The organism is Deinococcus sp. YIM 134068, from assembly GCF_036543075.1.
Taxonomy (GTDB): domain Bacteria; phylum Deinococcota; class Deinococci; order Deinococcales; family Deinococcaceae; genus Deinococcus; species Deinococcus lichenicola.
Genome location: NZ_JAZHPF010000003.1, coordinates 202,953 through 227,096, shown reverse-complemented (window position 1 = coordinate 227,096; position 24,144 = coordinate 202,953). Strand labels below are relative to the sequence as shown.

Annotated in this window: 21 protein-coding genes; 9 read left to right on the top strand and 12 right to left on the bottom strand. The window is 70.2% G+C overall.

Annotation, left to right across the window (positions count from 1 at the left end):
- Window positions 1-14 precede the first annotated feature (14 nt).
- Window positions 15-509, bottom strand: coding sequence for a MarR family winged helix-turn-helix transcriptional regulator (locus V3W47_RS05410; RefSeq protein WP_331824160.1), 495 nt, complete (start codon window positions 507-509; stop codon window positions 15-17).
- A 374-nt stretch (window positions 510-883) separates the two neighbouring features.
- Entirely contained in the window at window positions 884-2,164 is a 1,281-nt protein-coding gene (locus V3W47_RS05405) for an aspartate aminotransferase type Ic (protein WP_331824159.1), read from the bottom strand.
- A gap of 128 nt (window positions 2,165-2,292) precedes the next feature.
- Here V3W47_RS05405 and V3W47_RS05400 point away from each other — a divergent pair, with 128 nt between their 5' ends.
- Together V3W47_RS05400 and queA are read left to right on the top strand one after the other, a co-directional pair.
- Complete coding sequence (locus V3W47_RS05400) at window positions 2,293-2,838, top strand: LabA-like NYN domain-containing protein (RefSeq protein ID WP_331824158.1); 546 nt, start codon at window positions 2,293-2,295, stop codon at window positions 2,836-2,838.
- A 10-nt stretch (window positions 2,839-2,848) separates the two neighbouring features.
- Window positions 2,849-3,916 (top strand): tRNA preQ1(34) S-adenosylmethionine ribosyltransferase-isomerase QueA, encoded by a 1,068-nt coding sequence (gene queA / locus V3W47_RS05395; RefSeq protein ID WP_331824157.1) that lies wholly within the window; start codon window positions 2,849-2,851, stop codon window positions 3,914-3,916.
- 45 nt (window positions 3,917-3,961) lie between these two features.
- Here queA and V3W47_RS05390 read toward each other — a convergent pair whose 3' ends face one another.
- Window positions 3,962-4,996: a GNAT family N-acetyltransferase gene (locus tag V3W47_RS05390; protein WP_331824156.1), complete on the bottom strand. Its 1,035-nt coding sequence runs from the start codon at window positions 4,994-4,996 to the stop codon at window positions 3,962-3,964.
- Window positions 4,997-5,082: 86 nt separating this feature from the next.
- Here V3W47_RS05390 and V3W47_RS05385 point away from each other — a divergent pair, with 86 nt between their 5' ends.
- Complete coding sequence (locus tag V3W47_RS05385) at window positions 5,083-7,158, top strand: M3 family metallopeptidase (RefSeq protein WP_331824155.1); 2,076 nt, start codon at window positions 5,083-5,085, stop codon at window positions 7,156-7,158.
- Between the two features lie 255 nt (window positions 7,159-7,413).
- Here V3W47_RS05385 and V3W47_RS05380 read toward each other — a convergent pair whose 3' ends face one another.
- Window positions 7,414-8,181, bottom strand: a complete 768-nt coding sequence (locus V3W47_RS05380; RefSeq protein WP_331824154.1) for a 3-hydroxybutyrate dehydrogenase — start codon at window positions 8,179-8,181, stop codon at window positions 7,414-7,416.
- Between the two features lie 180 nt (window positions 8,182-8,361).
- A complete protein-coding gene (locus V3W47_RS05375; protein ID WP_331824153.1) occupies window positions 8,362-11,412 on the bottom strand; it encodes an AfsR/SARP family transcriptional regulator in 3,051 nt (1,016 codons plus the stop codon).
- 267 nt (window positions 11,413-11,679) lie between these two features.
- Between V3W47_RS05375 and V3W47_RS05370 the strand changes: the two genes are divergently transcribed.
- Window positions 11,680-12,084 (top strand): hypothetical protein, encoded by a 405-nt coding sequence (locus tag V3W47_RS05370; RefSeq protein ID WP_331824152.1) that lies wholly within the window; start codon window positions 11,680-11,682, stop codon window positions 12,082-12,084.
- A gap of 9 nt (window positions 12,085-12,093) precedes the next feature.
- Here V3W47_RS05370 and V3W47_RS05365 read toward each other — a convergent pair whose 3' ends face one another.
- From V3W47_RS05365 to V3W47_RS05355, 3 genes are all read right to left on the bottom strand, one after another.
- Window positions 12,094-12,621: a chromate transporter gene (locus tag V3W47_RS05365; protein WP_331824151.1), complete on the bottom strand. Its 528-nt coding sequence runs from the start codon at window positions 12,619-12,621 to the stop codon at window positions 12,094-12,096.
- Complete coding sequence (locus tag V3W47_RS05360) at window positions 12,618-13,211, bottom strand: chromate transporter (protein WP_331824150.1); 594 nt, start codon at window positions 13,209-13,211, stop codon at window positions 12,618-12,620. Before V3W47_RS05360 ends, V3W47_RS05365 begins: the two co-directional genes overlap by 4 nt.
- A gap of 97 nt (window positions 13,212-13,308) precedes the next feature.
- The gene (locus V3W47_RS05355; protein ID WP_331824149.1) at window positions 13,309-14,037 is read right to left on the bottom strand and encodes a spermidine synthase; all 729 of its coding nucleotides are present in this window, start codon (window positions 14,035-14,037) and stop codon (window positions 13,309-13,311) included.
- Window positions 14,038-14,308: 271 nt separating this feature from the next.
- On the opposite strand from V3W47_RS05355, the gene V3W47_RS05350 reads away from it, so the two are divergent.
- From V3W47_RS05350 to V3W47_RS05340, 3 genes are all read left to right on the top strand, one after another.
- Window positions 14,309-15,319 carry an ABC transporter ATP-binding protein gene (locus tag V3W47_RS05350; RefSeq protein WP_331824148.1) on the top strand — a complete coding sequence of 337 codons (1,011 nt, stop codon included), beginning with the start codon at window positions 14,309-14,311 and terminating at the stop codon, window positions 15,317-15,319.
- Between the two features lie 90 nt (window positions 15,320-15,409).
- Window positions 15,410-16,213, top strand: coding sequence for an ABC transporter permease (locus V3W47_RS05345; RefSeq protein WP_331824147.1), 804 nt, complete (start codon window positions 15,410-15,412; stop codon window positions 16,211-16,213).
- 94 nt (window positions 16,214-16,307) lie between these two features.
- A complete protein-coding gene (locus V3W47_RS05340) occupies window positions 16,308-17,096 on the top strand; it encodes an ABC transporter permease (RefSeq protein ID WP_331824146.1) in 789 nt (262 codons plus the stop codon).
- Window positions 17,097-17,111: 15 nt separating this feature from the next.
- Here V3W47_RS05340 and V3W47_RS05335 read toward each other — a convergent pair whose 3' ends face one another.
- Window positions 17,112-17,423: a GNAT family N-acetyltransferase gene (locus V3W47_RS05335; RefSeq protein ID WP_331824218.1), complete on the bottom strand. Its 312-nt coding sequence runs from the start codon at window positions 17,421-17,423 to the stop codon at window positions 17,112-17,114.
- 195 nt (window positions 17,424-17,618) lie between these two features.
- On the opposite strand from V3W47_RS05335, the gene V3W47_RS05330 reads away from it, so the two are divergent.
- Window positions 17,619-18,737: an NADH:flavin oxidoreductase/NADH oxidase gene (locus V3W47_RS05330; protein WP_331824145.1), complete on the top strand. Its 1,119-nt coding sequence runs from the start codon at window positions 17,619-17,621 to the stop codon at window positions 18,735-18,737.
- A gap of 25 nt (window positions 18,738-18,762) precedes the next feature.
- Entirely contained in the window at window positions 18,763-19,149 is a 387-nt protein-coding gene (locus V3W47_RS05325) for a hypothetical protein (RefSeq protein ID WP_331824144.1), read from the top strand.
- 6 nt (window positions 19,150-19,155) lie between these two features.
- Here the strand turns inward: V3W47_RS05325 and V3W47_RS05320 are convergent, their stop codons facing one another.
- From V3W47_RS05320 to V3W47_RS05310, 3 genes are all read right to left on the bottom strand, one after another.
- The gene (locus tag V3W47_RS05320; RefSeq protein ID WP_331824143.1) at window positions 19,156-19,851 is read right to left on the bottom strand and encodes an ABC transporter ATP-binding protein; all 696 of its coding nucleotides are present in this window, start codon (window positions 19,849-19,851) and stop codon (window positions 19,156-19,158) included.
- A gap of 578 nt (window positions 19,852-20,429) precedes the next feature.
- Complete coding sequence (locus tag V3W47_RS05315) at window positions 20,430-22,445, bottom strand: tetratricopeptide repeat protein (protein WP_331824142.1); 2,016 nt, start codon at window positions 22,443-22,445, stop codon at window positions 20,430-20,432.
- Between the two features lie 153 nt (window positions 22,446-22,598).
- Entirely contained in the window at window positions 22,599-23,924 is a 1,326-nt protein-coding gene (locus V3W47_RS05310; RefSeq protein ID WP_331824141.1) for a S8 family serine peptidase, read from the bottom strand.
- Window positions 23,925-24,144: the final 220 nt, after the last annotated feature.

Sequence of the window (24,144 nt, the reverse complement as noted above, 5' to 3'; positions counted from 1 at the left end):
TGGACCAGACCTGCTCAATCGCCCTGACGCACCCGGCCCCGCGTGGGCGTCCGCTCCACTTCCCGCAGCCCCAGCCCGAGCTTGCGGGCCAGCGCGGCGAGTTGGGCCACCTCCGCCGGGTCGAGGACGCCGAAGACCTCGCGGATGCCGCGCACGTGGGTGGGCAGCACGCGCGAGACGAGGGCCTCGCCCGCCTCGGTGAGAAAGACGTTCACCACCCGGCGGTCCTGCGCGTCACGCTCGCGCCTGACCAGACCGTCGCGCTCCAGATTGTCGATGACCATCGTGAGGTTGCCGCTGGAACGCAAGATTTTGTCGGCGAGCTGACGCTGGCTGAGCGGCCCCAGGTGGTAGAGCGCCTCGATCACCCCGAACTGGCTTGTCGTCAGGCCGTGGTCGCCCAGGTGGCGGTTGGCGGCCACCTCGACGGCGTGGGCCGCGCGCCACAGCTTGATGTAGGCGTCCAGCGCGGTGCGCTCCTCCACCGAGCCGGAGTAACGGGTGGGCATGGACACATCGTCGGCTCATGGGCGGGGGAAAGCAAGCAGATGTAGGCGGGGATGGGGTCCGCCGTCCAGTCAATCGGTGTGAACGATTTGGGGAGGAGGCGGGAATAGGGCGGCGGAGGCGTCAGGATGCCCTCTCTCACGAACGTTGGGAATAGATGACAGATTGAACGAAGGAAGCGTTTCCGCCGTCTGGGAGGAGGACGAGCGGTGCTCGTCACCCCCCTCCCCGGCCCTCCCCCACAAGGAGGGAGGGAGAACAGAGCACATCCGACACGTTCATCTCCTCGTTCACAACAAGTGTTCAAGGGGGAGGGGCAACAGAAATAGCCTCACGTCCTCGTGTGGTCGCTCAGTCGCGGGAGGGCGAGTTGGAGTTACCCCTGACGGCCCACCCGGTATTCCTCCGTTGCCAGGCGGATGCACGCGGCGACCACCTCCATCGCCGTGAAGACCTCCTCCACAGGCGGGCGGGTCGGGGCGAGGCGGATGTTGCGGCCCGTGGGGTCCTGCCCGCCCGGATAGGTGGCCCCGGCAGGCGTGAGGCTGACTCCGGCCTCGTTGGCGAGCTGCACCACCCGCGCCGCCACCGGCTCCGCCGTGTCCAGGCTGATGAAGTAGCCGCCCCGTGGGGAGGCCCACGTCGCGTACTCGCTCCCGTCGCCCAGGTTCGCCCGCAGCGTCTCGTCCACCGCGCGGAACTTGGGGGCGATGAGGGCAGCGTGGGCGTCCATCAGCGCCTCCAGGCCGCCGGGATACTCGGACAGGAAGCGGACGTGCCGTGCCTGCTCCAGCTTGTTCGGGCCGATGGACTGGGCGTTCAGGTACTTCGAGAGCCACTTCACGTTGTCCTCGCTGCTTGCCACGAAGCCCAGCCCCGCCCCCGCGAAGGTGATCTTGCTCGTGCTGGCAAACACGAAGGCCCGGTCCGGGTAGCCCGCGTCCCGGCACAGCACCACGAAGTTGACCGGCTCGTCGCGGTCTTCGGTGCTGAGGTGGTGAACCCGGTAGGCGTCGTCCGCGAGGATCGTGAAATCGGGGGCCGCCGCCTTCAGCCCGGCCAGCCGCCGCGCCTTTTCTAGGCTGATCGTCTCGCCGCCGGGGTTGGAGTACGTCGGCACGAACAGCACGCCCTTGACGGAGGGGTCCGCCGCCGCGAGCCGCTCGATGGCCTCCACGTCCGGGCCGTCGGGCTGCATAGCCACCGTCAGCAGCGTGAAGCCCAGTGTCTCCAGCAGCAGGAAGTGGCGGTCGTAGCCCGGCACGGTGACGATGATCTTCGGAGCCTGCGTGATCCACGGCCCCTCCGACCCCCGGACGCCGTGCAACAGGGCGAAGGTCAGCACCATGCCCTGAAGCTCCAGGCTGGCGTTGTTCCACACCACTACGTTCTCGGCCTTCACGTCGAGATACTGGGCGAACAGCGCCCGCGCGGAGGGCAGGCCCGCCACCGTGGTGGAGTAGTTCCGCAGGTCCAGGCCGTCCATCTTCATTTCCTCTGCACTCAGCACAGTCAGCAGCCCGTTAGACAGGTCGAAATCCGCGTCGGAGGGCTGGCCGCGCTGCATGTTGAGCTTGAGGCCGCGCGCCCTGTACGAGTCGTAGGCCGCCTGGGCCACACCGAGAGCGTCACTGAGCCGGGGCGTGTCGGTCGTCATGTCCCCCACATTACCCGTGCCGGGGGTGCGGAGTGCGGGGAAGAGGGGGCCTGCTACACTGCCCGCGTCTTTTGAGCAGGCCCGCCTTTCGTCCCGTCCCTTTCTGCCCCCGCAACAGGAGAAGCCCCATGCAGTACGTCGTTTCCCGCCCCCGTGTGGGCGTTTTTATCGATACCCAGAACCTCTACCACTCGGCGCGTGATCTGGTGGAGCGGACCGTCAACTTCGAGACGATCATGAGGGCGGCCACGGCCAACCGCGAACTCGTCCACGCCATCGCCTACACGGTCGAGCGCGAGGGGGAGGCGACGGCGCGGCCCTTCATCTACAAGCTCAGCGCACTGGGCTACAAGGTCCGGCGCATGAACCTGACCCTGCACCACGTCACCGAGGGCGGTCGGGCGATCTACGAGGGCAACTGGGACATGGGCATCGTGGCCGACATGGTGCGGCTCCTCGACCACCTCGACGTGGTGGTGCTGGGCAGCGGCGACGGCGACTTCACCGACATGGTGGAGGTGTTGCAGGAGCGCGGCAAGCGCGTGGAGGTTGTCGCCTTCCGCGAGCACACCGCCCAGAAGCTCATCGACGCCGCCGACCGCTTCACCCACCTTCCCGACATCGAGGACGCCCTGATGCCCGCCCGCCAGAAGGTCGCCCGCCCCGAGGAGTGACCCCCACCCGATGACGCCGCCCCGACCCGACCCGGACGCCGTGCTGGCCCGCCTCGCCTTCGAGCTGCCGCAGCAGCGGATTGCCCAGACTGGGGCCGAACCCCGCGACTCGTCCCGGTTGATGGTCGTGGGAGAGCGCATCGAACACTGCGTCTTCCGTGACCTGCCGGACCTCCTGCGCCCCGGCGACGTGCTCGTCTTCAACGAGAGCCGGGTGATTCCCGCCCGCGTCATGGCCCGCAAGCCCGTCGTGAGCGCTCCAAACGGTAAGCACAGCGGCGGCGGTCAGGTCGAAGTCCTGCTGCTGCGAGAGGAGGAGGCGAACGTCTGGTCGGCTTACCTCAAGCCAGCGAAACGGGCGGGGAAGGAGTTGTGGTTGGGCGATCATCGCGCGGAAGTTGTCGGCGTTCTCGAAGACGGTGCCCGACTGCTCCGCTTCGACCATGACCTCAAGCCGCACCTGGACGAGATCGGGCGGTTGCCGCTTCCGCCGTACATTGACGCGGGCGACAGCGACGAGCGGTGGCGCGAGCGGTATCAGACGGTCTACGCCCGCGACCCCGGCAGCGTGGCGGCTCCCACGGCGGGGCTGCACTTCACGCCGGAACTTCTAGGACGGTTGGACGCGCTGGGCGTGGAGCGCCACACCCTCACCCTGCACGTCGGGGCGGGGACCTTCCGCCCTATCTCCGGGAGCGTCGCCGACCATGTGATGCACGCCGAACGCTACGCCATCGGGGGGGCGACGGCGCGGGCGATCAACACGGCGAAGGCGGAGGGCCGCCGCATCGTCGCCGTCGGGACCACGACCGTCCGGGCGTTGGAGAGCAGCGCGAACGAGGACGGGACCGTGCAGGCGGGCGAGGGCGACACCCGCATCTTCATCACACCGGGAACGCCCGTGCGGGTGCCTGATCTTCTCATCACCAACCTGCATCTGCCCGGCTCGACGTTGCTTCTCCTCGTCGCGGCCTTCGCGGGCGAGGAGAGAATCAGGGCGGCCTACGACGCGGCGCTCGCGGGGGGCTACCGCTTCTATTCGCTGGGAGACGCGATGTTGCTGGAGAGAGGCTCGTAGCTTGTGGCGTGTGGCTTGTCGAGGGCTTTTCCTACAAGCGACGAGCTACACGCCACAAGCCTTCATCAGCGTCACCATCGCCGCCTCCCGCACGAAGCCCAGCCGCGTGTTGACCGCGAGCATCGGGCGGTTGCCGCTGTGGTTGCCCGTGCGCGAGTGTGTAAACCCGCGTTCCAGGGCGGCGCGGGCGGCGGCGAGCTTGAGGGCGGAGGCGACGCCATGCCCACGCCACGCGGGCAGCACGCCCGTCAGCCCGTTGTGCAGCGTGCCAGGGCGGGTGGGGATGGGAAGGTACAGCTCGCTCACGCCCACCCACTCTCCGTCCGGCGCGACGGCGACGAAGAGGCCGACCGGATTCAAACGCTCCGCCACGCGGCGCTGCCACGTCTCGAAGGGCCACACGCTGACCTGTGTGGTGCTCGGCACGTCACGCAGCAGGGCGGCGATCAACGTATAGAGGCGGTGTTGTTGCGCCTCGTCGAACTCCCCCAACTCACTCAGGGGGCGGATAGAGAGGCCCGCCGCCCGCGCCCGCGCCTCGTAGTGCGCGAACCGGGCGAAATCCAGCGTCCGCAGATCGAGCGTGCTCATCCACATACGGTCGTGTTCGGCATAACCGCGCGCCTCGTAGAAGGGCTTCTCCCACCAGTCCTCCCGCACGCGGGTGACGAGGACGCGGGCACCGTGCGCGAGGGCCGCCGCCTCGGCGTGGGCGAACAGAGCCTCGGCAAGTGACCCGCTCGCGAGGTCCGGCAGCGTCCGCACGCTCACGTCCAGCCAGCCGGGATGCCCGTCCGAGCGTGGCACACCCGTCTCCGCGAGGCCGACGATCTCCCCACCTGACAGCGCGAGCGTGCGAGCGTGCGGCTCGTCCGGCTGCCGGGTGGCCTCCAGCCGCTCCAAGTCCTCGGCGGCGACGGGCGACTCCGGGTGGGCGATGCTCAGGAAGGCGGCGACGCGGGCCGTATCGGCGGGCGTGGCAGGCCGGAGAGTTACGCCGGGCGGCAGGGCAAGGGGCGGATGGAGCTGAACGTCCATGCGGAAGTTGAGCACGGGAGGAGGCCCGTCGTCATCTGCCATTGGGCGAGGGCAGAGGGAGGGGAGGCACCCCCACACCCCTTTGAAATCCACACTGTCCCACCCCCGCGCTCTCTATACTCCCAGCCATGACCACAGTTCCGGCCACGCCCGTTCAGAGTGGCAACCCGCTGCTGAACGTGGGGTTCCGCATCCCCTTCGACCGCATCCGCCCCGAACACGCCGAACCCGCCGTGGACGCCCTGCTCGCGGAGACGCGAGAGCGGCTGGACACCCTCGCGCGGGCGGGCGAGCGCGACTACGCCGACTTCATGGAGGGCCTCGACACGCTGACCGAGCAACTCGACACCGTGCGCGTGATCGTCTCGCACCTCGACAGCGTGGTGAGCAGCCCGGAGTGGCAGGCGGCCAAGCGCGCCATCCTGCCCAAAGTCACCGAGTTCTACACCGGCCTCACCCTCCACCCCGCGCTGTGGGCGGCGTTGAAGGGCTTCGCGGAGACGAGGGTGGCCCGCACGCTCGACCCCGTGCGTGCCCGGCACCTCAAGCTCACCCTCGACGACTTCCGCCGCGAGGGGGCCGACCTCCCCGACGACCAGAAGGAGCGGCTGCTGGAGGTCAACACCCGGCTGGCGGACGTGACGAACGACTTCTCCAGGAACGTGCTCGAATCGACCGCCGCGTGGGAGCTGTACGTGGACGAGTCGCGCCTCGCGGGTGTGCCGGAGCGCGTGCGGGACGCCACCCGCCGGGACGCGGGGGCGCATGGGCGGGAGGGCCACCGCCTGACCCTCCACCAGCCCGTCGCCGAGCCGATCCTCGTGTACGCCGACGACCGCGAGTTGCGCCGCGAGATGTGGCTTGCGCAGAACTCGGTGGGCGTGCAGGAGGGGCGCGACAACCGCCCGCTCGTGCTGGAAATCCTGCGTCTGCGCCGCGAGCAGGCCCGCCTGCTGGGCTTCCGCGACTTCGCCGACTACGTGCTGGAGGACCGCATGGCGGGCGGCGGCGACACGGCGCTGGGCTTCGAGCGCGACATGGAGGCCCGCGTCCGCTCCTTCTTCGAGCGCGAGAATGCCGAGCTGGAAGCCTTCTACCGCGAGCAGGCCGGGCCGGACGCCCCCGCGCTGGAGGCGTGGGACGTGAGCTACTGGGCAGAGAAGCAGCGGCAGGCGAAGTACGACTTCGACGAGGAGGCGCTGCGGCCCTACTTCGAGATGGACCGTGTGCTCGCGGGCATGTTCGAGATCGTGAACCGCGTCTTCGGCATCACCGTACGCGAAGCGCAGGCCCCCGGCTGGCACCCGGAGGTCCGCTACTACGACATCTCCGATGAGGAGGGCACCCACGTCGCCTCCTTCTACACCGACTGGTTCCCGCGCGACACCAAGCGCAGCGGCGCGTGGATGAACGGCTTCGTGACGGGCGGGCCGCGTGAGAAGGCCAATGGGAAGAGGGACGTTGAGCCTCATCTCGGCCTGATGTGCGGCAACATGACGCCGCCGAGCGGGGACACGCCCGCCCTGCTCTCCCTGCGTGAGGTGGAGACGGTCTTCCACGAGTTCGGCCACCTGCTCCACCACGCGCTCTCACAGGTGCCCGTCCGCAGCCTCAGCGGCACGCGCGTCGCCTGGGACTTCGTGGAGCTGCCCTCGCAGATCATGGAGAACTGGGTGACGGAGCGTGAGGCCCTCGACCTCTTCGCCCGCCACTACCAGACGGGCGAGCGGCTGCCGGACGACCTCTTCGACCGCATGGTGGCCGCCCGCAATTACCGCGCCGCGACCGCCACGATGCGTCAGCTCTCCTTCGGGACGGTGGACCTCGTGCTGCACGTGGAGTTCGACCCCGACGCGCCGGACGCCGACCCCATCCGCGTGGCGCGTGAGATCATGGGCCGCTTCTACCCGTATCCCTTCCATGAGGACTACGCCCGCATCGCGCAGTTCACCCACCTGTTCTCCAACCCGGTCGGCTACGGGGCGGGGTACTACTCCTACAAGTGGGCGGAGGTTCTCGACGCCGACGCCTTCTCCCGCTTCGCCACGGAGGGCATCTTCAACCGCGAGACGGGTCGCGCTTACGTCGACGCCATCCTCAGCCGGGGCAACAGCGCCGACGCCGCACAGCTCTACCGTGACTTCATGGGCCGCGACCCCGACCCGGAGGCCCTGCTGAAGAGGAGTGGATTAGTCGGGGCATAGGGAGGAAAGAGGGGAGGCCCGGAGTCTGGGAAAGGACTTCGGGCCTTGCTCTTGGGGTGGAGGATGGCTCGGCAGTCTATTCTCTGGGAGGGCCAGGCTCGTTCACCCCCTCCCAGCCTCCCCCCTCAAGGGGGAGGGGCAAAAAGCAAGACCTACATCCACGGATTTTTTTGGGACAGAACGGAGAAAACGACCCAGCCCCCGCCCGTCCTGGCGACTGGAAGCTGGCGACTGGCGACTCCCCTCAGCCCTCCCTCACCGCGCCGTCCACCCCAGATCGAGGTCGAGGACCGCGCCCGTCATGCCCCACGCGGCGGGGCTGGCGACGTAGCTGGCGAGGGCGGCCACGTCCTCCGGCTCTAGCAGGCGCTTGATGGCGGCGGATTCGAGGAGGACGCGGCCCTCCACCTCGGCCTCGCTCATGCCGCGCGTGCGGGCCTGGTCCTTGATCTGGTGCTCCACGAGGGGCGTGCGGACGTAGGCGGGGCAGATGGCGTTGACGGTCAGCCCCTGCTCGCCCGCCTCCAGCGCCGCCGTGCGCGTCAGGCCGATCAGCCCGTGCTTGGCGCTGATATACGCGGCCTTGAAGGGGCTGGCGACGTGCCCGTGGATGCTCGCCACGTTGATGATGCGGCCCTGCCCGGAGCGGGTGAGGTGCGCCCACGCGTACTTGCTGAGCAGGAAGGGCGCGGTGAGCATGACGTGGAGCATGGCGTCCCACGTGTCCTCCGGAAACTCGGCCACGGGCGCGATGTGCTGGAAGCCCGCATTGTTCACGAGCACGTCCAGCCCGCCGAGCGTGGCGACCGTTTCCTCCACCGCCCGCGCGCATTCGGAGCGCCGGGTCAGGTCGCCGGGGATAAAGGCCAGGCCGTGCGCCGAGGCCGTCTCGCGGGCCTGCGGGCGGTCGAGGTCGAGGACGGCGACGCGCAGACCGTCCGCTTGCAGCCGCCGCGCGATGGCGAGGCCGATGCCGCTCGTGCCGCCCGTGACGAGGGCCGCGCGTGTTTCCGTGTGGGTCATGGAGGGGAGTTTAGGGAGGGGGCGTCACGGGGCGGTTTCAGTGGGGAGGGGAAGGGATGGCTGATGAGGGGGCGGTTCTCGGTTGGGTCACTGGGTCGCCCCCTCACCCCGGCCCTCTCCCACCAGGGGAGAGGGAGAAACGCTCAAGGCCCTTCCTCCACTGTGGCGTCCGACTCCGCCTCATCCCTCAATCCGCATCCCTCCCATCAGCGCCTGACGTAGCCCCTCCGTTTCCGGCAAGGGCGTCAATCCAAGCTCGGCGAGGGCCGCGCGCAGGGCCGCGTAGGTTCGGGCGGCGGCGGCGGGGTTGGCGCGGGCGTGGTGGGCGCGCATCAGGGCGCGGGCGGCGGGTTCGTGGGCGGGGTCGAGGTCCAGTGCGCGGGCCGAGAGCCGGGCGGCGAGGTCGGGGCGGGCCGTTCTGAGGGCGTGGTCGGCCTCCGCCGCCAGCGCCTCGGGGAGCAGGGCGGCGTGGCGTTCGGCCTCGGCCTGCACGGCGGCGAGGTCGCTGTCGGCCACCCCGCCCGGCAGCGCGAGAAGGGCTTCGGCGCGGGCCGGGGTGCCGGGGGCGGCGGCGAGGTGTCGGCGGGCCTCCCACAGGTCCACCCCCAGGTCGGGGCCGCCGCGCAGCCGCAGCCAGTCGCCGCGCTCCAGAAAGGTGCCGCTCGCCACGCCCTCCTCCAGCACCTGCCCCAGCGCGTGCAGGGTGACGCGAAAGTTGCGCTCGCCGACCTGCGGGTCCGCGCCGGGAAAGAGGGCCTCCTGCGCGGCCTCACGCGGCAGCCCGTTCTCGTGAACGGCGAGGAGCGCAAGCAGGTCACGGGCGCGGGCGCGGCCCCACTCGCGCGCCGGGCCACCGTCCCGCGTCACGGCCACCCGGCCCAGCACGTGCACCCGCACGTTCACGCCGGGCACCTCGTCCGGGCTGGGCAGGTGTCCGTAGCCGAGCGCGTGGGCGACGGACAGGAGCGCGGCCCCCCTATCGGGAGTGTGAGCGGCGAGGCGGGCGAGCAGGGCCGCGCGGGCCGCCCGCGTCCGCGCCGGGGAGAGCAGCGAGCGCCGGGCGAGCAGAAAGGGGAAGGAGACGACGGCATGGGCGGCCTCGGGCGCGTCGTCCACCTCACCGGTCGCCGCATACACGGCCAGCGCCGCCGCCCCCACCCCGAAGGCGTCGCCGCAGGCTGTGAAAACCTCCTGAGTCGCGCGCAGGCCCGGCAGCGCCCCCGCCGCGTCCCCCCCGTGCAGTCGCCCCAGCGCCGCCGTGAGCCGCGTCAGCCCCTCCACGTAGCGGTCGCCTCCCGCGTGGGTCAGGGCGCGGGCCTCGTGGTCGGCGGCGGGGGCCGGGTGGCCCGCCCGCGCCTCCAGGTACGCCAGCCCCAGGCGCGGCTCGACCTGGAGGCGGGGCACCACGTCCTGCGCGAGCGTCAGCGCCTCCTCGTAGGCGGCCCGCGCCTGCCCGAAGCGTTCTGCCGCCACCTCCGCGTGGCCCAGCCGGGCGAGGGCGAGCGAGCGCACGAAGCGGCTCTCCAGCCGCTCGCCCTCGGCCAGCCCCTCGCGGGCGCGGCGGGCGGCCTCCCCCGGCTCACCGAGAACCGCGTGGAGGAAGGAGGCGAGGAGCAGCCCCTCCCGGTGGTTCTGCGCCGCCCGCGCGCCCCCCGCCTCCCCGCGCGCGGCATGGAGGGCGAGGGTGAGGGCATCCTGAAGACGGCCCGACCGCAGCGTGTAGCGTGCCCCCGCCGCGAGTTCCGGGTGCAGGGCGAGCGCCCGCGCGGGGTCCCCCGCGTTGAGGTGGTTCTCCGCCCGCATCTGTTCCACCCGTGCCGCCTCCTCCCCGCCTGCCAGCGCCGCCGCCATGTCCAGCGGTCCCCAGGCGAGGTCGGGCTGCACCGTGTCGAGCGCGACCTGCGCCTCCCCGAGGGCACGCGCCAGCGGCTCCGCCCGCGCATAGGCCGCCAGCGCCTCCACGTACCGCGACCCCAACCGCAGGGCGTCCCCGGAGAGGGCGTGGAGGGCGGGCGTCCACGCGGCCCCCGGCAGCCGGGCGAGACTGCGCTCCACGAGCGTCACCCGGCCCCCGTCCAGCCAGCGGCCCCCGTGTCCGGCGAGGAGTTCGGCGGCCCGCGCCGTGTTCCCCGCCCCGAGGTGCGCGGCGAGTGCCCGCCGGGGCCGTCCCGTCCGCTCGAAATAGGCCGCCCCCCGCGCCGCGATCTCCCGCGCCTCGCCGGGGGTGAGCAGGCCGCGCAGGTGCGCCCGCAAGAGTGGGTGGGCGCGGTAGCTGTCGCCCGTGCGCGTCAGGAAGGTGCCGCCGCTCGCCAGCGCCCCCAGCAGCGTGCCCGCCTCCCGCTCGCCCAATTCCCCCGGCCCCAGCACGTCCGCCCCCAGAACATCGGTCAGGAGGTCGGGCGTCAGCTCCTCGAAGACGCTGCCGCGCGTGAGCAGCGATCTGAGGCTGGGGTCGAGCGGTCCCAGAACCTCCTGCGCGAGGTAGGCGAACAGGGTGCCCAGTTGCGCCTCCCCCCCGTCGAGGTCCGACAGCCCGGCGAGCCGCACCCGCCCCTGCGCCGCCGCCTGCGCCAGAAAGCGGGCCGCAATGGGCCACCCCTCCGTGACCCCGTGCGCGAGCCGCACCTCCGCCGCGTCCGCCGTCACCCCGTGCGCCGCGAGCAGTTCGGCGAGTTCGGCGGGCGTGAAGGCGAGGTCGGACGCCGAGACGCGCGTGAGGTCGCCTGCCGTCTCCAGCCGCGTCAGATCGGAATTCAGGAGCGGCGTGCGCGCGAGCAGCGCCACCCGCCCGCCCAGCAGTTCGCGTAGCACCCCTTCCGTCAGTGGCCCGGCGAGATGCTGCGCCTCGTCGAGGACGAGCAGGGCGTCCGCCGTGTCGAGCACGTCCGCCACCCGCGCCGCCACCCGTCTCGGTGCGGCCCCCGCGTCGAGGAGCGCCCCCGGCCCCTCGCCCCCCGGCAGCCCCGCCACCGCCACCGCCAGCCCCGAGGCGAGAACCTGCGGGTCGGCGTCGTCCACGTCCAGGGTCAGCCAGCACGTCTGCCCGAGGTCGGGCAGGTGGGCGGCGAGGGCGGTCGTCTTCCCGTAGCCCGCCGGGGCCACCACCATCACCACCCGCGAGGAGCGCAGCAGCGCGAGCAGCCGGGGCCGCGCTACCGCCCCCCGCACCTGCGGAGGCCGCGCCCGCCGCGAGGGAGCGTGTTCGCGCCAGTCGGTCGTCACGTGAGCCATGCTAGAGCAAGGGCCGGGAAACGGGCGGTCCCTCCGCTTACCGTCGTGCTATGTCAAGTCATGCTGCTTGAGCGTCTGGCCGAATGCCTCGCCTAGGCGGAGGAGTTCGCCCCAAAGTACGATGTGGCCTCACTCCAGGCACGGGTTGAACTGCCTCCCGATGACGTGGCGAGTTGGGACGCCTTGCTCTCCGGGGCACCCGCTTTCATCCACCGGAGCGAGGGGTTAAGGGCAGCGGCGCGGCCATTGACGGACGGTTTCTCGGGGATGCCCGATGCCGCTGAACTCGAACGATTCTTCGACCTGCGGCGGCAACTGTTGGGGCAAGCCCCAGACGAACAGACGTTCACATTTGCCCGGCGGGAGTTGGCTCGTCCGCGAGCCTTGCTCATTGTTGATCCCGATTCGTCGTTGTCTGATGGGGCCGCGCGTGTGGCAAGCAGTGGTTACATAGACGATAACAACATTCCACCGTGGGACACCTGGTTGATGGTTGTGCCGCCTCTGCTCGCCTCAAGTGGCTCGTCCGGTTTGTTGTGCTGGGTGCCGGAGTGGGCGGCAGATTTAATCAACGAGGGGATTTATGTCAACCCAGAGGCTTGTCTGTCTTGGGCTGAGATGCAGGGCGAAACGCTGACGTTCCTGGGTTGGGGAGAGGAGTGGAGAGTGTAGAGTTGTTCCTCACAACCCCAGCAGCGCCCCCACCACCGCCGCCCCCAGCACCACCACGGCGCTGTTCGCCCCCGTCCGCCACAGCAGCAGGAAGGCGACCCCGGCAAGGAGCGCGGCGGGCCAGGAGGTGACGGACGTGCGCCCCAGCACGAGCGCCCCGGCGAGGATGACCCCACCGCCGAAGGGCAGCAGGGCATTCCGAAACGCAACGACCCACGGGTGCTTGTTGTGCCGCTGCCACACGAGGGCGACCACGGCGCTCAGCAGGGCGGTCGGGCCGTAGAAGCCGAGGGTGGCGGTCAGGGCACCGGGCAGCCCGGCGGCGGCGTACCCGTAATGCGTGACCGCGAGCATATTCGGCCCCGGCATGAGTTGACCCAGCGCGAAGCCGTTCGCCAGCGTCTGCGCGTCGATCCAGCGGTGGTGCAGGACGAGCGCCCGCTCCAACTCCGCGACGTTCGTGCCGCCGAAGCTGATGAGGCCCAGCCGCGCGAAGGCGAGGAGCAGTTCGGCGAGGTTGACGGGGGCATCGGTCATGCCTTCTCCGAGTTGGGCCGGGGACGGTGGATGAGCAGCCCCACCCCCACCAGCGCGAGCAGCACGGGCAGCAGGTCCAGCCGCAGCACGCCGAGCGCGAGGAAGGTCAGGGCGGTCAGCACCGGGCCACCCCGCACGCCCCACCCCACCCGTACGACGGGGAGCGCGGCGGTCAGCAGCACCGCGAGCGCCGCGCACGCCGCCCCACGCAGGCCGCTTTGCACGGCGGGTGGCAACCCCCCAGCCTGCCCCAGCGCCACCGCACTCACGGCGAGCATGGCGACGATGCCGGGCGTCAGCACTCCTATGGTGCAGGCGAGTGCCCCCGCCCGTCCCGCCAGCCGTGCCCCCACCATCGCCGCGAGATTCACGGCGTTCGGCCCCGGCGTGAGCTGCGCGAGGGTGTAGGTCTCCGCGAAAGCCTCGTCCGTCATCCAGCCGCGCGAGGTGAGCGCCCGGCGCGTGTGGGCGGGCAGCCCCCCGCCGATCCCGGCCAGGGCCACGACCACGAACATCCGCGCGAGGGCGGACGGGGTGGGGGAGGCGGCGGGAGAGGTGGTAGGGTTATCCCCCGAACGGGCGCGCGTCATGCCCGGAGGGTACGCCCCAGCCGGGATTTTATCCGTGACTGTCGGGGGAACAGCCGCGCACTCAACGCACAGAAGGGCGGGTCGGGGCGCAGGCCGCTCAGGAGCGGGCGACTTCCCGCCTCCCACCCGTGTCGCCCTTATTCCGTCCGCCGGGCGAGTGGGCCAGCCAGATCGTGTGGTGGGCACCCTTGCCGGGGCGGGCGCGGGCCGTGCGGACCTCGACCCCAAAGCCCGCCCGTCGCAGCCGGTTCGTGAAGCGGGGGTCCGGGGTGGCCGACCAGACGGCGAGTATGCCGCCGGGCCGCAGAGTTTGTCGGGCGGCAGCCAGGCCCGCCGGGGAGTACAGCCAGTTGTTCTCCCGGTGCGTCATCCCCTCCGGGCCGTTGTCCACGTCGAGCAGCACGGCGTCGAAGGCGGCCCGCCGCGTCCTGAGCAGGTCGGCCACGTCGCCCACATGCACGCGCGTGCGGGGGTCCTCCAGCGGGCGGCCTGCGCAGTCGCCGAGCGGGCCTCTGTTCCACTCCACGACCTCCGGCACGAGTTCGGCGACCGTCACGACGCCCCGTGGCCCCAGCGCCCCCAGCGCGGCGGCGAGCGTGAAGCCCATCCCCAGCCCGCCGACGAGCACCTGCGGGTCCGGGCGGCCCGCGATAGCGGCGCAGGCCAGGTGCGCCAGCGCGTCCTCCGAGGCGTGCTGGCGGCTGTTCATCAGCTCGCTGACGTACCCTGAAATTTGAATCGAGAACTCGTCGCCGCGCCGGTGGAGGCACAGGGAATCGGTGCTGCCGGGAATGGGCGCGCGGGCGAGGAGAACCCAGGGATTCACGCGCGCTCCGTGGCGAAGGACGGGAGGGGCAACGGGCGTCGGGTCAGGGGCATCGGGTGAATCTACCGGCTACGGGAGGGAAAGAAGGTTCCCGAACCTCCCCGCCGCGCCTATCCTCGCCCAGCCGCTCCGCAGGCGACCGAAGCAGGAGGAAACGTGGAGTCGGTGTTGTCCCTGGCGACTGGCCGCTGGCGACTGGCGACCCCCTGAAGTCCGACCCCGCCATTTCACCTATTCGCTTCCACCCGGAGCGCCTTACCCTGTACCTCAGATGACCACTTCCACACCGGACGCCAGCGTGCGCGTCCGCGACCTTCGCAAGAGTTACACGGTCCACGAGAAGGAGCCGGGGTTCCTGGGCAGCCTGCGGTCCTTCGTGAAGCGTAAAAGCCATGAGGTCGAGGCCGTGCGCGGCGTGTCCTTCGACCTCGAACCCGGCGAGGTGGTCGGCTTCCTGGGACCGAACGGTGCGGGCAAGACGACGACGCTCAAGATGCTCTCCGGCCTGCTGCACCCCTCCGGCGGCGAGGCGCGGGTGGCGGGTTTCGAGCCGCGCCGCCGCGAGACGGCCTTTCTCAAGGGCATCACCCTCGTCATGGGGCAAAAGCAGCAGCTCATCTGGGACCTGCCCGCCCTCGACTCCTTCCTCGTCAATCAGGCGATCTACGAGATCAGTGACGCGCAGTACCGGGCGACGATGGCCGAGTTCACCGAGGTCCTGGGGCTGGAGGGTATCCTCAAGAAGCAGGTCCGCAAGCTCTCGCTGGGTGAGCGGATGAAGTGCGAACTCGCCGCCGCCCTGCTCCACCGCCCACGGGTCCTCTTCCTCGACGAGCCGACCATCGGCCTCGACGTGAACATGCAGGAGAGCGTGCGCGCCTTCATCCGCGACTACAACGAGCGGTACGGGGCGACCGTCATCCTGACGAGCCACTACATGGCCGACGTGACGGCGCTCGCCCGCCGCATCCTCGTGATCGACCGGGGCGAACTCGTCTTCGACGGCGACCTCGCCCACCTCGCCGCGCAGGGGAGCGGGGGCAAAACGGTCCGCCTCCAACTGCGCCGCCCCGTTACCGCTCCCCAGCTCGCCCGTTACGGCGACGACGTGCGCGTGGACGGCCTGAGCGCCGAACTCACCGTCCCCCGCGCCGAGGTCAGCACCCGCGCCGCCCGCCTCCTCGCCGACCTCGACGTGGCCGACCTGACGGTGGAGGACCCGCCCATCGAGACGGTGATGGCGGCGCTGTTCGGGCGGGGGCGGGAGGTGGAACGTGTGTAGGCGTGTGGCGCGTGGCCTGCGGCTTGTAGAAAAAGACGGGTTCCTCCACAGGCGACAAGCGACGGTCCATAGGCGGGCCGGGGTCACGCCATGACCGCCACCGTGAAAAAACTCCGCACCCTCTTCGCCACCCAGTTCGCGGAGATGACCGAGTTTCGCGCCGAGATCGTGATCTGGATGCTCTCGGGCACGCTCTCGCTCGTGATGATGCTCGTGTGGATGGCGCAGGCGGGGAACGCACCGGGCGGGCAGATCAACGGGTACAGCTCCGCCGAGTTCGCCACGTACTTCCTCTCCACCTGGCTCGTCTCGCAACTGATGGTCGTGTGGGTCGCATGGGAACTCGATATGGACATCCGGCAGGGCACCCTCTCGCCCAAGCTGCTGCGTCCCCTCGATCCCCTCTGGATGTGGTATGCCGGGCACCTCGCCGAGCGGGTGGTGCGCTTTCCCGCGCTGATCGCGTTCGTGTGCCTGTTCGCGTGGCTGGCGGGCGCGCAGTTCACAGCCGACCCCTGGGCCTACCTCGCCGCGTTCGGCCTCGCCTTCCTCGGCTTCAGCGCCCGCTTCCTGTGGGAGTACGTCATCGGCCTCCTCGCCTTCTGGACCGAATCCAGCACCAGCTTTCAGGAGGTCGTGTGGCTCGTGTACGCCGCGCTCGGCGGCATGTTCGCGCCCCTCGCCTTCTACCCGGAATGGGTGCAGCGCGTCGCCGTCTGGACCCCCTTCCCCTACATGCTCGGCCTCCCCGCCCAACTCCTCGCGGGCAAGGCCACGCTCAGCGACGCCGGACGCGGGGCGCTGGTGCTGCTCGGTTGGCTCGTCGTCTTCGGCCTGTTGCGCCTGATCGTGTGGCGGCGGGGGCTTAGGAAGTATGGGGCGGTGGGGGCGTGAGGCGTGGAGCACGTGGCTCGTGGCTTGTAGAGGAGGCCCCCCTCTTTTTCCACAAGCCACAATCCACAGACCACAAGCGCATCGAAGGTGCCCAGTGACCCGCTACCTCCGCCTCATCCGCATCTTCACGGGCGCGACGCTCTCGGCCCAACTGGAATACCGGGCGAACTTCATCGGGGCCGTCCTCGCCTCGCTGGGGGAGGTGGGCGTGGCGCTGCTCGGCATCGCGGTGCTGTTCGGGCAGCCGGGCACGACCGCCGTGGGCGGCTGGTCCTTCCACGAGGCGCTGCTGGTGGTCGGCCTCTTCACCCTCACCGAGGGCTTCATCAGCGTCTTCATCCAGCCCAACCTCTCCAAGATCGCGGAGGCGGTGCGGACGGGCAGCATGGACTTCACGCTGCTCAAGCCCATCGACGCGCAGTTCGGCATCAGCACCCGCCACCTCAACGTCCTGCGCGTGACCGACCTCCTCATGGGAATGGGGCTGACCGTGTACGCCGCCTCGCACCTCACTGTCACCCCCCTCGGGGTGCTGGGGGCCGCCCTGCTGTACGTCTCCGCGCTCGTCATCGTGTACTGCATCTGGCTGGTGCTGTCCACGACGGCCTTCTGGTTCGTGAAGACGCAGAACGTGACCGAGCTGTTCAACGGCGTGTTCGGCGCGGCCCGCTTCCCGGTGACGGCCTTTCCGGTGCCCGTGCGCGCCTTCCTGACCTTCGTGGTGCCCATCGCCTTCATCACGACCGTGCCCGCGCAGGCGCTGACGGGGGAGCTGACGCCCGCCCTGGCGCTCGCCTCGCCGCTCGTGGCCGCCGTGTTCTTCGTGGGCGCGCGGCTCTTCTGGCTGAAGGCGGTGGGGAGCTACACGAGCGCGAGCAGTTGAGAGGTTGGAACAGACTCACTCCTCGGCGGGCGGGGTGCCATTCTGGTGCCCGTAATTCCGCCGCACCATCGCGTTCCCCCTCCTCATCCCCAGCCGCTCGTAGAAGGGCACGAGGTCGTCGTCGCAACTCAGGTCCACGGCGTACAGGTGCTCCAATTGCCCGAGGAGGTGCTGCATGAGCGCTGTTCCCAGCCCCCGGCCCCGGTATTCGGGCCGCACCTCCAGCATCGGAATGAAGGCGGTGAGCATGCCGTCGCTGATCGCCTGAGCGATGCCGACGACTCGCCCCTCACCGTCCAGAGCGAGGGAAACGCGATAGGACGCGATGAGGAGGCGGTGAAGTGTCTCCGGGCCGGGTGGGTTCGGCCACCCCTCGAAAAAACCCGAAGTTGGGCGGGGCCGATGCCTTCCAAGCTGGTGCGAAGTTCCATCCTTCCAGCTTCGCTTGTGCGTTCCTCACGGCGCGTCCGCCATCTGGCGCAGCAGGACGCCCCGGCCCCAATTCGGGCTAGATTCCTGAGCATGACCTTACCCGGCCCCACGCCGACCGCCACACCCATCGGGGACGCCCCCACGCCCCGCCTGTTCACCCCCCTGAAGCTGCGCGGCCTGACCCTTCCCAACCGCGCCGTCGTCTCGCCCATGTGCATGTACTCCTCGAAGCACGGGCTGGCGAACGACTTCCACCTCGTTCACCTCGGCCAGTTCGCGCTCGGCGGCGCGGGCCTGATCTTCACCGAGGCAACCGCCGTCTCCCCGGAGGGCCGCATCAGCCCGGAAGACCTCGGCCTGTGGACGGACGAGCAGATCGTGCCGCTGGGTCACATCACCGACCTCGTGCATCGGTACGGCGGGCTGATCGGCGTGCAACTCGCGCACGCGGGCCGCAAGGCGAGCACCTATGCCCCGTGGCGTGGGCGGGGCGCGGTGCCGGTGGAGGCGGGCGGCTGGCAGGTCGTCGGCCCGAGCGACGAGCCGTACAACGCCGCCTACCCGCACCCCGTCGCCCTGAGCGCCGAGGACCTCCGCCGCGTGACCGCCGACTTCGCCGCCGCCACCCAGCGCGCGCAGATGGCGGGCTTCGACGTGGTGGAGGTCCACGCGGCGCACGGCTACCTGCTGCACCAGTTCCTCTCGCCCCTCGCCAACCTCCGCACGGACGAGTACGGCGGGAGCTTCGAGAACCGGACGCGCCTGCTGCTGGAGGTCGTGCGGGCGGTGCGCGGCGTGTGGCCGATGCACCTGCCCCTCTTTGTCCGCGTCTCCGCAACCGACTGGGCACCCGGCGGCTGGGACGAGGAGCAGACGGTGGCGCTGGCACGGCTCCTACGCTACGAGGGCGTGGACGTGCTGGACGTGAGCAGCGGTGGCCTCACGCCGGTTCAGCAGATCACCCCCGGCCCGCTGTATCAGGCCCCCTTCGCCGCCCGTGTCAAGGCGGAGGTGTCCGACCTGCACGTCATGGCCGTGGGCATGATCGACACACCCGCCCAGGCGGAAGGTCTCTTGCAGGAGGGAACCGCCGACCTCGTGGCCCTCGCCCGCGCCTTCCTGCGCGACCCCCACTGGCCGCAGCGCGCGGCGCGGGAGCTGGGCATGAGTCCGGCGCTCCCGGACGTGTATGGGCGGGCGGGGTGGTAGGGGGCACCCATTTGAAACAGGAGTCTTGTCGGTAAAAGAAAACTTTATGAAGAGTGAAAAGGGACCATTGCCGAGGGGGATGAGTTTTGTCCTGAAGCCGTCCATACTCGCTCAGGCACTTGCTGAAGCTGAGCTATCCGTAGACACGCACCTCGTCCGTGGTGTGGGAGGCATCTTCTTCGACGCGCACTTCTGGCCGCCGAACGAGAACGTGGGGTACGAGAGGCTCTATGTCCGTGCAGGTGCCGTTGCCAACAGCCTGTCTCAGGCCGCACGCCTCTATGTGGAAAACACTGTCCTGCCGAAGTTGACCGCTTGGCTTGCCGACATCCTGGCCCTCCCGGTAGCCTCGCCCATCCGACGTGAGAAACAATATTTCAGGGTTGATCTGCCCGAACAGCTCGGCGGTTAAAGCTCGTCAACTCGTCTCCATCCGCCCGTCCAGCAGATGCAGCACCCGGTCCGCCCTCCCTGCCAGCCGCTCGTCGTGCGTCACCATCAGCACCCCGGCGCTGTCCTCCCGCGCGAGATCGATCAGGAGGCCCGCGATCACCTCCGCGTTCGCCCGGTCAAGGCTGCCCGTCGGCTCGTCGGCGAGGATGACGGCGGGCCGGGTGGCGAGGGCGCGGGCGACGGCGACCCGCTGACGCTCGCCTCCGCTGAGGACGCCCGGCAGCGCCCGCTCGCGCCCCCCCAGCCCTACCCGGTTCAGCAGGGCGAGGGCGCGTTCCGTGCCGTCCTCCCCGGCCAGCCGCGCGGGCACGAGGACGTTTTGCCCCACGGTCAGGTCCTCCAGCAGGTAGTGGTGCTGGAACACCAGCCCGACGCGCCCCGCCCGCCGGATCGCCCGCGCCTGCGTGCCCAGCGTGTCCACCCGCTCGCCCGCCCACCACACCTCGCCTGCCTGCGGCGTGTCCAATCCACCGAGGAGGTGGAGCAGCGTGCTCTTGCCGCTGCCGCTGGGACCGGTCACGGCGACGACCTCACCCGCGCCGACGTGCAGCGAGACGCCGTGCAGCACCGTCACCGCGCCGAAGCCGTGGCGCACCTCCCGCGCGAGGAGGGCCGGGGCCAGCGTGGGAGGGGAGGGGGCCGGGTCGGTCACGCGGGGCACTGTAGCGCAGCGGGCGGGCCGGACCGGGAGCGTTCGGAGTGGGGCGGTGGGCGCTGACTGGGGGCGAGAACGGGAGGCTCAGGCCCGCGCCTCTCCCGCGCTCACTCGACCTCCTGCGAACGTGGGCGTTAGGAAGTGCAGGAGGTCGAAGGCAGAAGGCGGGGGCACGCGGTATCGGCCTTCTGCTCTCCACAACGTTCGCAGGAAGTCTGCTGCCCCACCTCACCCGCCGCCCCTCACGACCGTGCCGGTTCACGGAGTGGACGACCACAGGGGACGTGGAGCTATTTCTTTTGCCCCTCCCCCTTGAACGCTTGATGTGAATGAGGAACTAAGCGTGCCGAATGTGCTTTTTGCTCCCTCTCCCCCTGCGGGAGAGGGCTGGGGAGAGGGGTGACGAGCAATGCTCGTCCTGTTGCCAGACGGCAAGAACGCTTCTTTTGCCTAATCGGTAACTCACATCAGGCGTCCCCTGGGGAGGGGTTGGGACTGGCACAGCTCCGCAGCAGAGGGGGTGAGCGGGCGGGGCGTTGCCGGTGAAAAGGATCATCAGTTCCCGTGGTCATCCACAGGGAACCTCACCGCACGACCACCTCTGCAAGGGCTACCTCGACCGCCTTCGCCCGTGGGGCAGCGTCCGCCTCGCTCCGAATGAGGCGGGCGAAATCCGGGCGGGTGAAGACGCGCATGCCCGCCTCCACCACCTCGGGGTCGAACTGGGTGCCCGCGTGCCGCCGCAACTCGGTTAGGGCCTCCTGGGGGGTCCACGCCTTCTTGTAGGGCCGCTCGCTCGTCAGGGCGTCGAACACGTCGGCGACCGAGACGATGCGGCCCGTGACCGGGATGCTGTGCCCGGCCCTGCCGTGCGGATAGCCCCCGCCGTCCCAGCATTCGTGGTGCGACTCGGCGATTTCCTCGGCCATCCTGAGCAGGCGCGAGTGCCCGCCCGAGAGGATGCGCCCCCCGATCAGGGTGTGGGCCTTCATGCGCTCGAACTCCTCCGGGGTGAACTTGCCCGGCTTGAGGAGGATGGCGTCGGGAATACCGATCTTGCCCACGTCGTGCAGCCGGGCGGCGATGCGGAGCAGGGCCACGTCCCCCGGCGGCAGCCCCAGCTCCTGCGCGATGAGGGCCGAGACGTGCCCCACCCGCCAGGTGTGCTCGCCCGTCAGGTCGTCGCGGTACTCGGCGGCCACGGCGAGGCGGGTCACGATCTCCACCTGCGCCTGCTCCAGCTCGTGCGTGCGCTCGCGCACCAGGGCCTCGGCCTGCTCGCGCGCCGTCTCGGCGACCTCGCGCTCTATGCGCTGGACCTCGGTCTCGTGGCGGGCACGCTCCACGTCGAACTGGGCGCTCAGCTCGCTCGTCTTCCTGTCGCTCTCCTCGTTGAACAGGGCGCGCTCGGCCTCGTGATACCGCTCGTGGTGATGGAGCGCCCGCTCGAAGTCGCCCGCCCGCTTGTGGACCCCCGACAGGGCGCGGTGGACCTCGAAGACGTGCTTCTTGTGGTCGGCCTCCTGCGCGAGCGTCAGGGCGCGTCCCAGCGAGTCGAGGGCGGCGGGCAGGTCGCCGAGCCGCGCCTGCACCTGCCCGAGGTGGTTGAGGGCGTCGAGTTCGCCCTCCAGGTCCTCGATTTCCTGGGCGATGGTCACGGCCTCCGCGTGGGCGGCGGCGGCCTCCCCCAGTTGCCCGCGCCCGGCGAGGAGGCTCCCCAGCCCGTCGAGGGCCGAGAGTTCGCCGGGCCGGTACTGGAGGGTCCGGGAGAGGTGCAGGGCCTCGCGGAAGGAGAGTTCGGCCTCCTCGTGGTCGCCGGTCTCCTCCTGCACCATCCCGATATTCAGGGTGGCGTTCGCCTCCAGCAACCGGTCCTCCCGCTCACGCGCCGTCCGCAGGGCCTCCTGAAAGTAGGTCAGAGAGACCGGCGGTTCCCCGATCTCCAGATACAGCAGCCCGAGGTTGATGAGGACGATGCCCTTCGTCTTCTCGTTTTGCACCGCGCTCTTGAGCAGATGGTAGGACCGCGTGAGGTTGGTCAGGGCGTCGGGATAGGCCCCCAGGCTGATCTGGAGGACGCCGATGTTACACAGCAGGTTGGCCTCCTCCGCCCGGTTGTTCAGTCGGCTGTGAATCTCCAGCGCCTCCTTCAAACAATCCAGGGACCGGGTGTAGGCCCCGTTGCGGTGGGAGACCCCGGCCAGCAGGTTGAGAATACGGGCCTCCGAGGCGTCGTCGTGGTCCTGCCGGGTGAGGGTGAGGGCGGTTTCCAGATGGTGTTCCGCGCTGGGAATCTCGCCGAGCTGCAAGAAGAGTCGGCCCAGCGCCTCCAGCGTCTCCCGCTGCCCGGCGTGGTCGCCCAGCCGCCCGAAGTGCCCCAGCGCCTCCTGAAAGCAGGCCAGCGCCCGCTCGCCGTCCTGGCGCTCGGCGTGGGCCAGACCCTGGAGGTGGGCGGCGCGGGCGGTCTTCGTCAATATCGCGGTCAACTCCTGGTCGGTGTTCGGGGACGCCGGGGACGAGGTGTTGGCCTCGCTCAGGGCCACCTCCCGCGCCTGGAGGTCGGCACCACCCGCGTTTTCCAGACCTCCAGAGGAATTCATCACGGGTCCATGTTCGTCCTCACGACCTTTCGGGGGTCTTACAGGCCGGAGGTCCGGGCGTTCATCCTCGGCGGGGAGGGGGGAGGGCCGCCCAATGCCCAATGGAAGAAGACGGGGCAAGAAGCTCTCCCCGTCCTCACGTTGATCGACGCGTTAGGACTTGACGATGTTCTTCAGGGCCTGTTCGAGGTCCAGGCTGCGCTTGCCGAGCTTGTCCTTGTAGGCCTGGTTCATCCCGTTGTTGTAGGGGTCGGTGCCGTTCTCGGCCATCTTCTTGGTGACGTCGTGGATGGGCACGGCCAGCGTCTGACCACGGGCGAGCGCCAGACCGCCCGCGACGATGGGGGCCGCCATCGAGGTGCCGCTCCAGGCCACCAGAAGGCCGCCGGGACCCGCCGTGTAGATGTTCTCGCCGGGGGCGCTGAGTTCCACGTCGGAGGCGTAGTTGGCGAAGGTGGACTTGATGTGGGAGCTGTTGACGCTGGTCACGCCCAGGCTGTAGTCCCCCGACGAGCCCTCGTCCGCCTGGGCGGCAGGGTAGGTGATCGTCCTCGCGTTGTCGTTGCCCGCCGAGGCCACGACGAGGATGCCCTTGCCGGTGGCCGCCTTGATCGCCGTCTGGATGGCCGTGGACGGGGTGGTGCTGCCCAGGCTCAGGTTGATGACCTGGGCACCCTTGGCGACGGCGTGGCTGATCGCGCTCGCCACATGGTCCGTGTCGCCCGCGCCGTCCGAATCCAGCACGCGGATGGGCAGGATGGTCGCCAGGGGCGCGACCTGCAGGACGATCCCGGCGACCGCCGTGCCGTGGCCGTACCCGCCGACGCCGAGCGTGCCGACCTCCTCCGGCACCGCGTCGTTGCCCACGTAATCCTTCCACTCGCTGGCGGGTGCCAGGCTGCCGATGAAGGCGGGGTGGTTCAGCTCGATGCCGGTGTCGATGACGGCGACCTTCACGCCCGTGCCCAGCTTGGGCGCGAGAAGGTGGGCGGCCTCCAGCCTGATCTGCTTGAACGCGGTGGTGTTCTCCGGGACGAGGGAGTAGGTCCCGCCCGCCCACATGCTGCGTGCCCCCCCGGCCCACATGCTCCGGGCACCGCCCGCCCACATGCTGCGCGCCCCCCCGGCCCACATGCTGCGTGCACCGCCCATTCGGGCGAGGGCACCCGCCTTGAACGTGTCGCGGTTCGGCTCGACGACGATGCCCCGCGCGGCCAGAGCTTGCAGGTTCTGGGCCTGCACCTTCCCGCCGTCCAGGCCCACGAGGGCGAACTCCGTGTCCAGGTGAGTGACGGTGCCGCCGTAACGCGCCTCCAGCGTCTCCCGCGTGTCGCCCGCGAGAACGGGCACGCTCATGATGTGGGTGGGGCGGGCGGCCTCCGCCTGGGCCGTCGGGGTGGTGGAGGCCTGGTTGCAGCCCACGATCAGCGCCGCCGTGCACAGGGCGAGGGCGGGGTTGAGTAGGTGACGTACCTTCATGTTGCTCCTTTCTGGAAGTGGGCGAGGCCGCCTTCCACCCCGCGAACGGCGTCGGTGGACGTGGCCGGCAGACTGTCCCTCTTCGCCGACATGCTGGCCGAGTGCGTTTGAAGGTTTTCTTACATGAAGCAACGTGAAGAACCTCATACCCGCTCATCCCCCGGCAGGCCCAGCTCTGGGTGGGAGAGGATCACGGTGCGGGCGGGCCGATGCTCTAGCA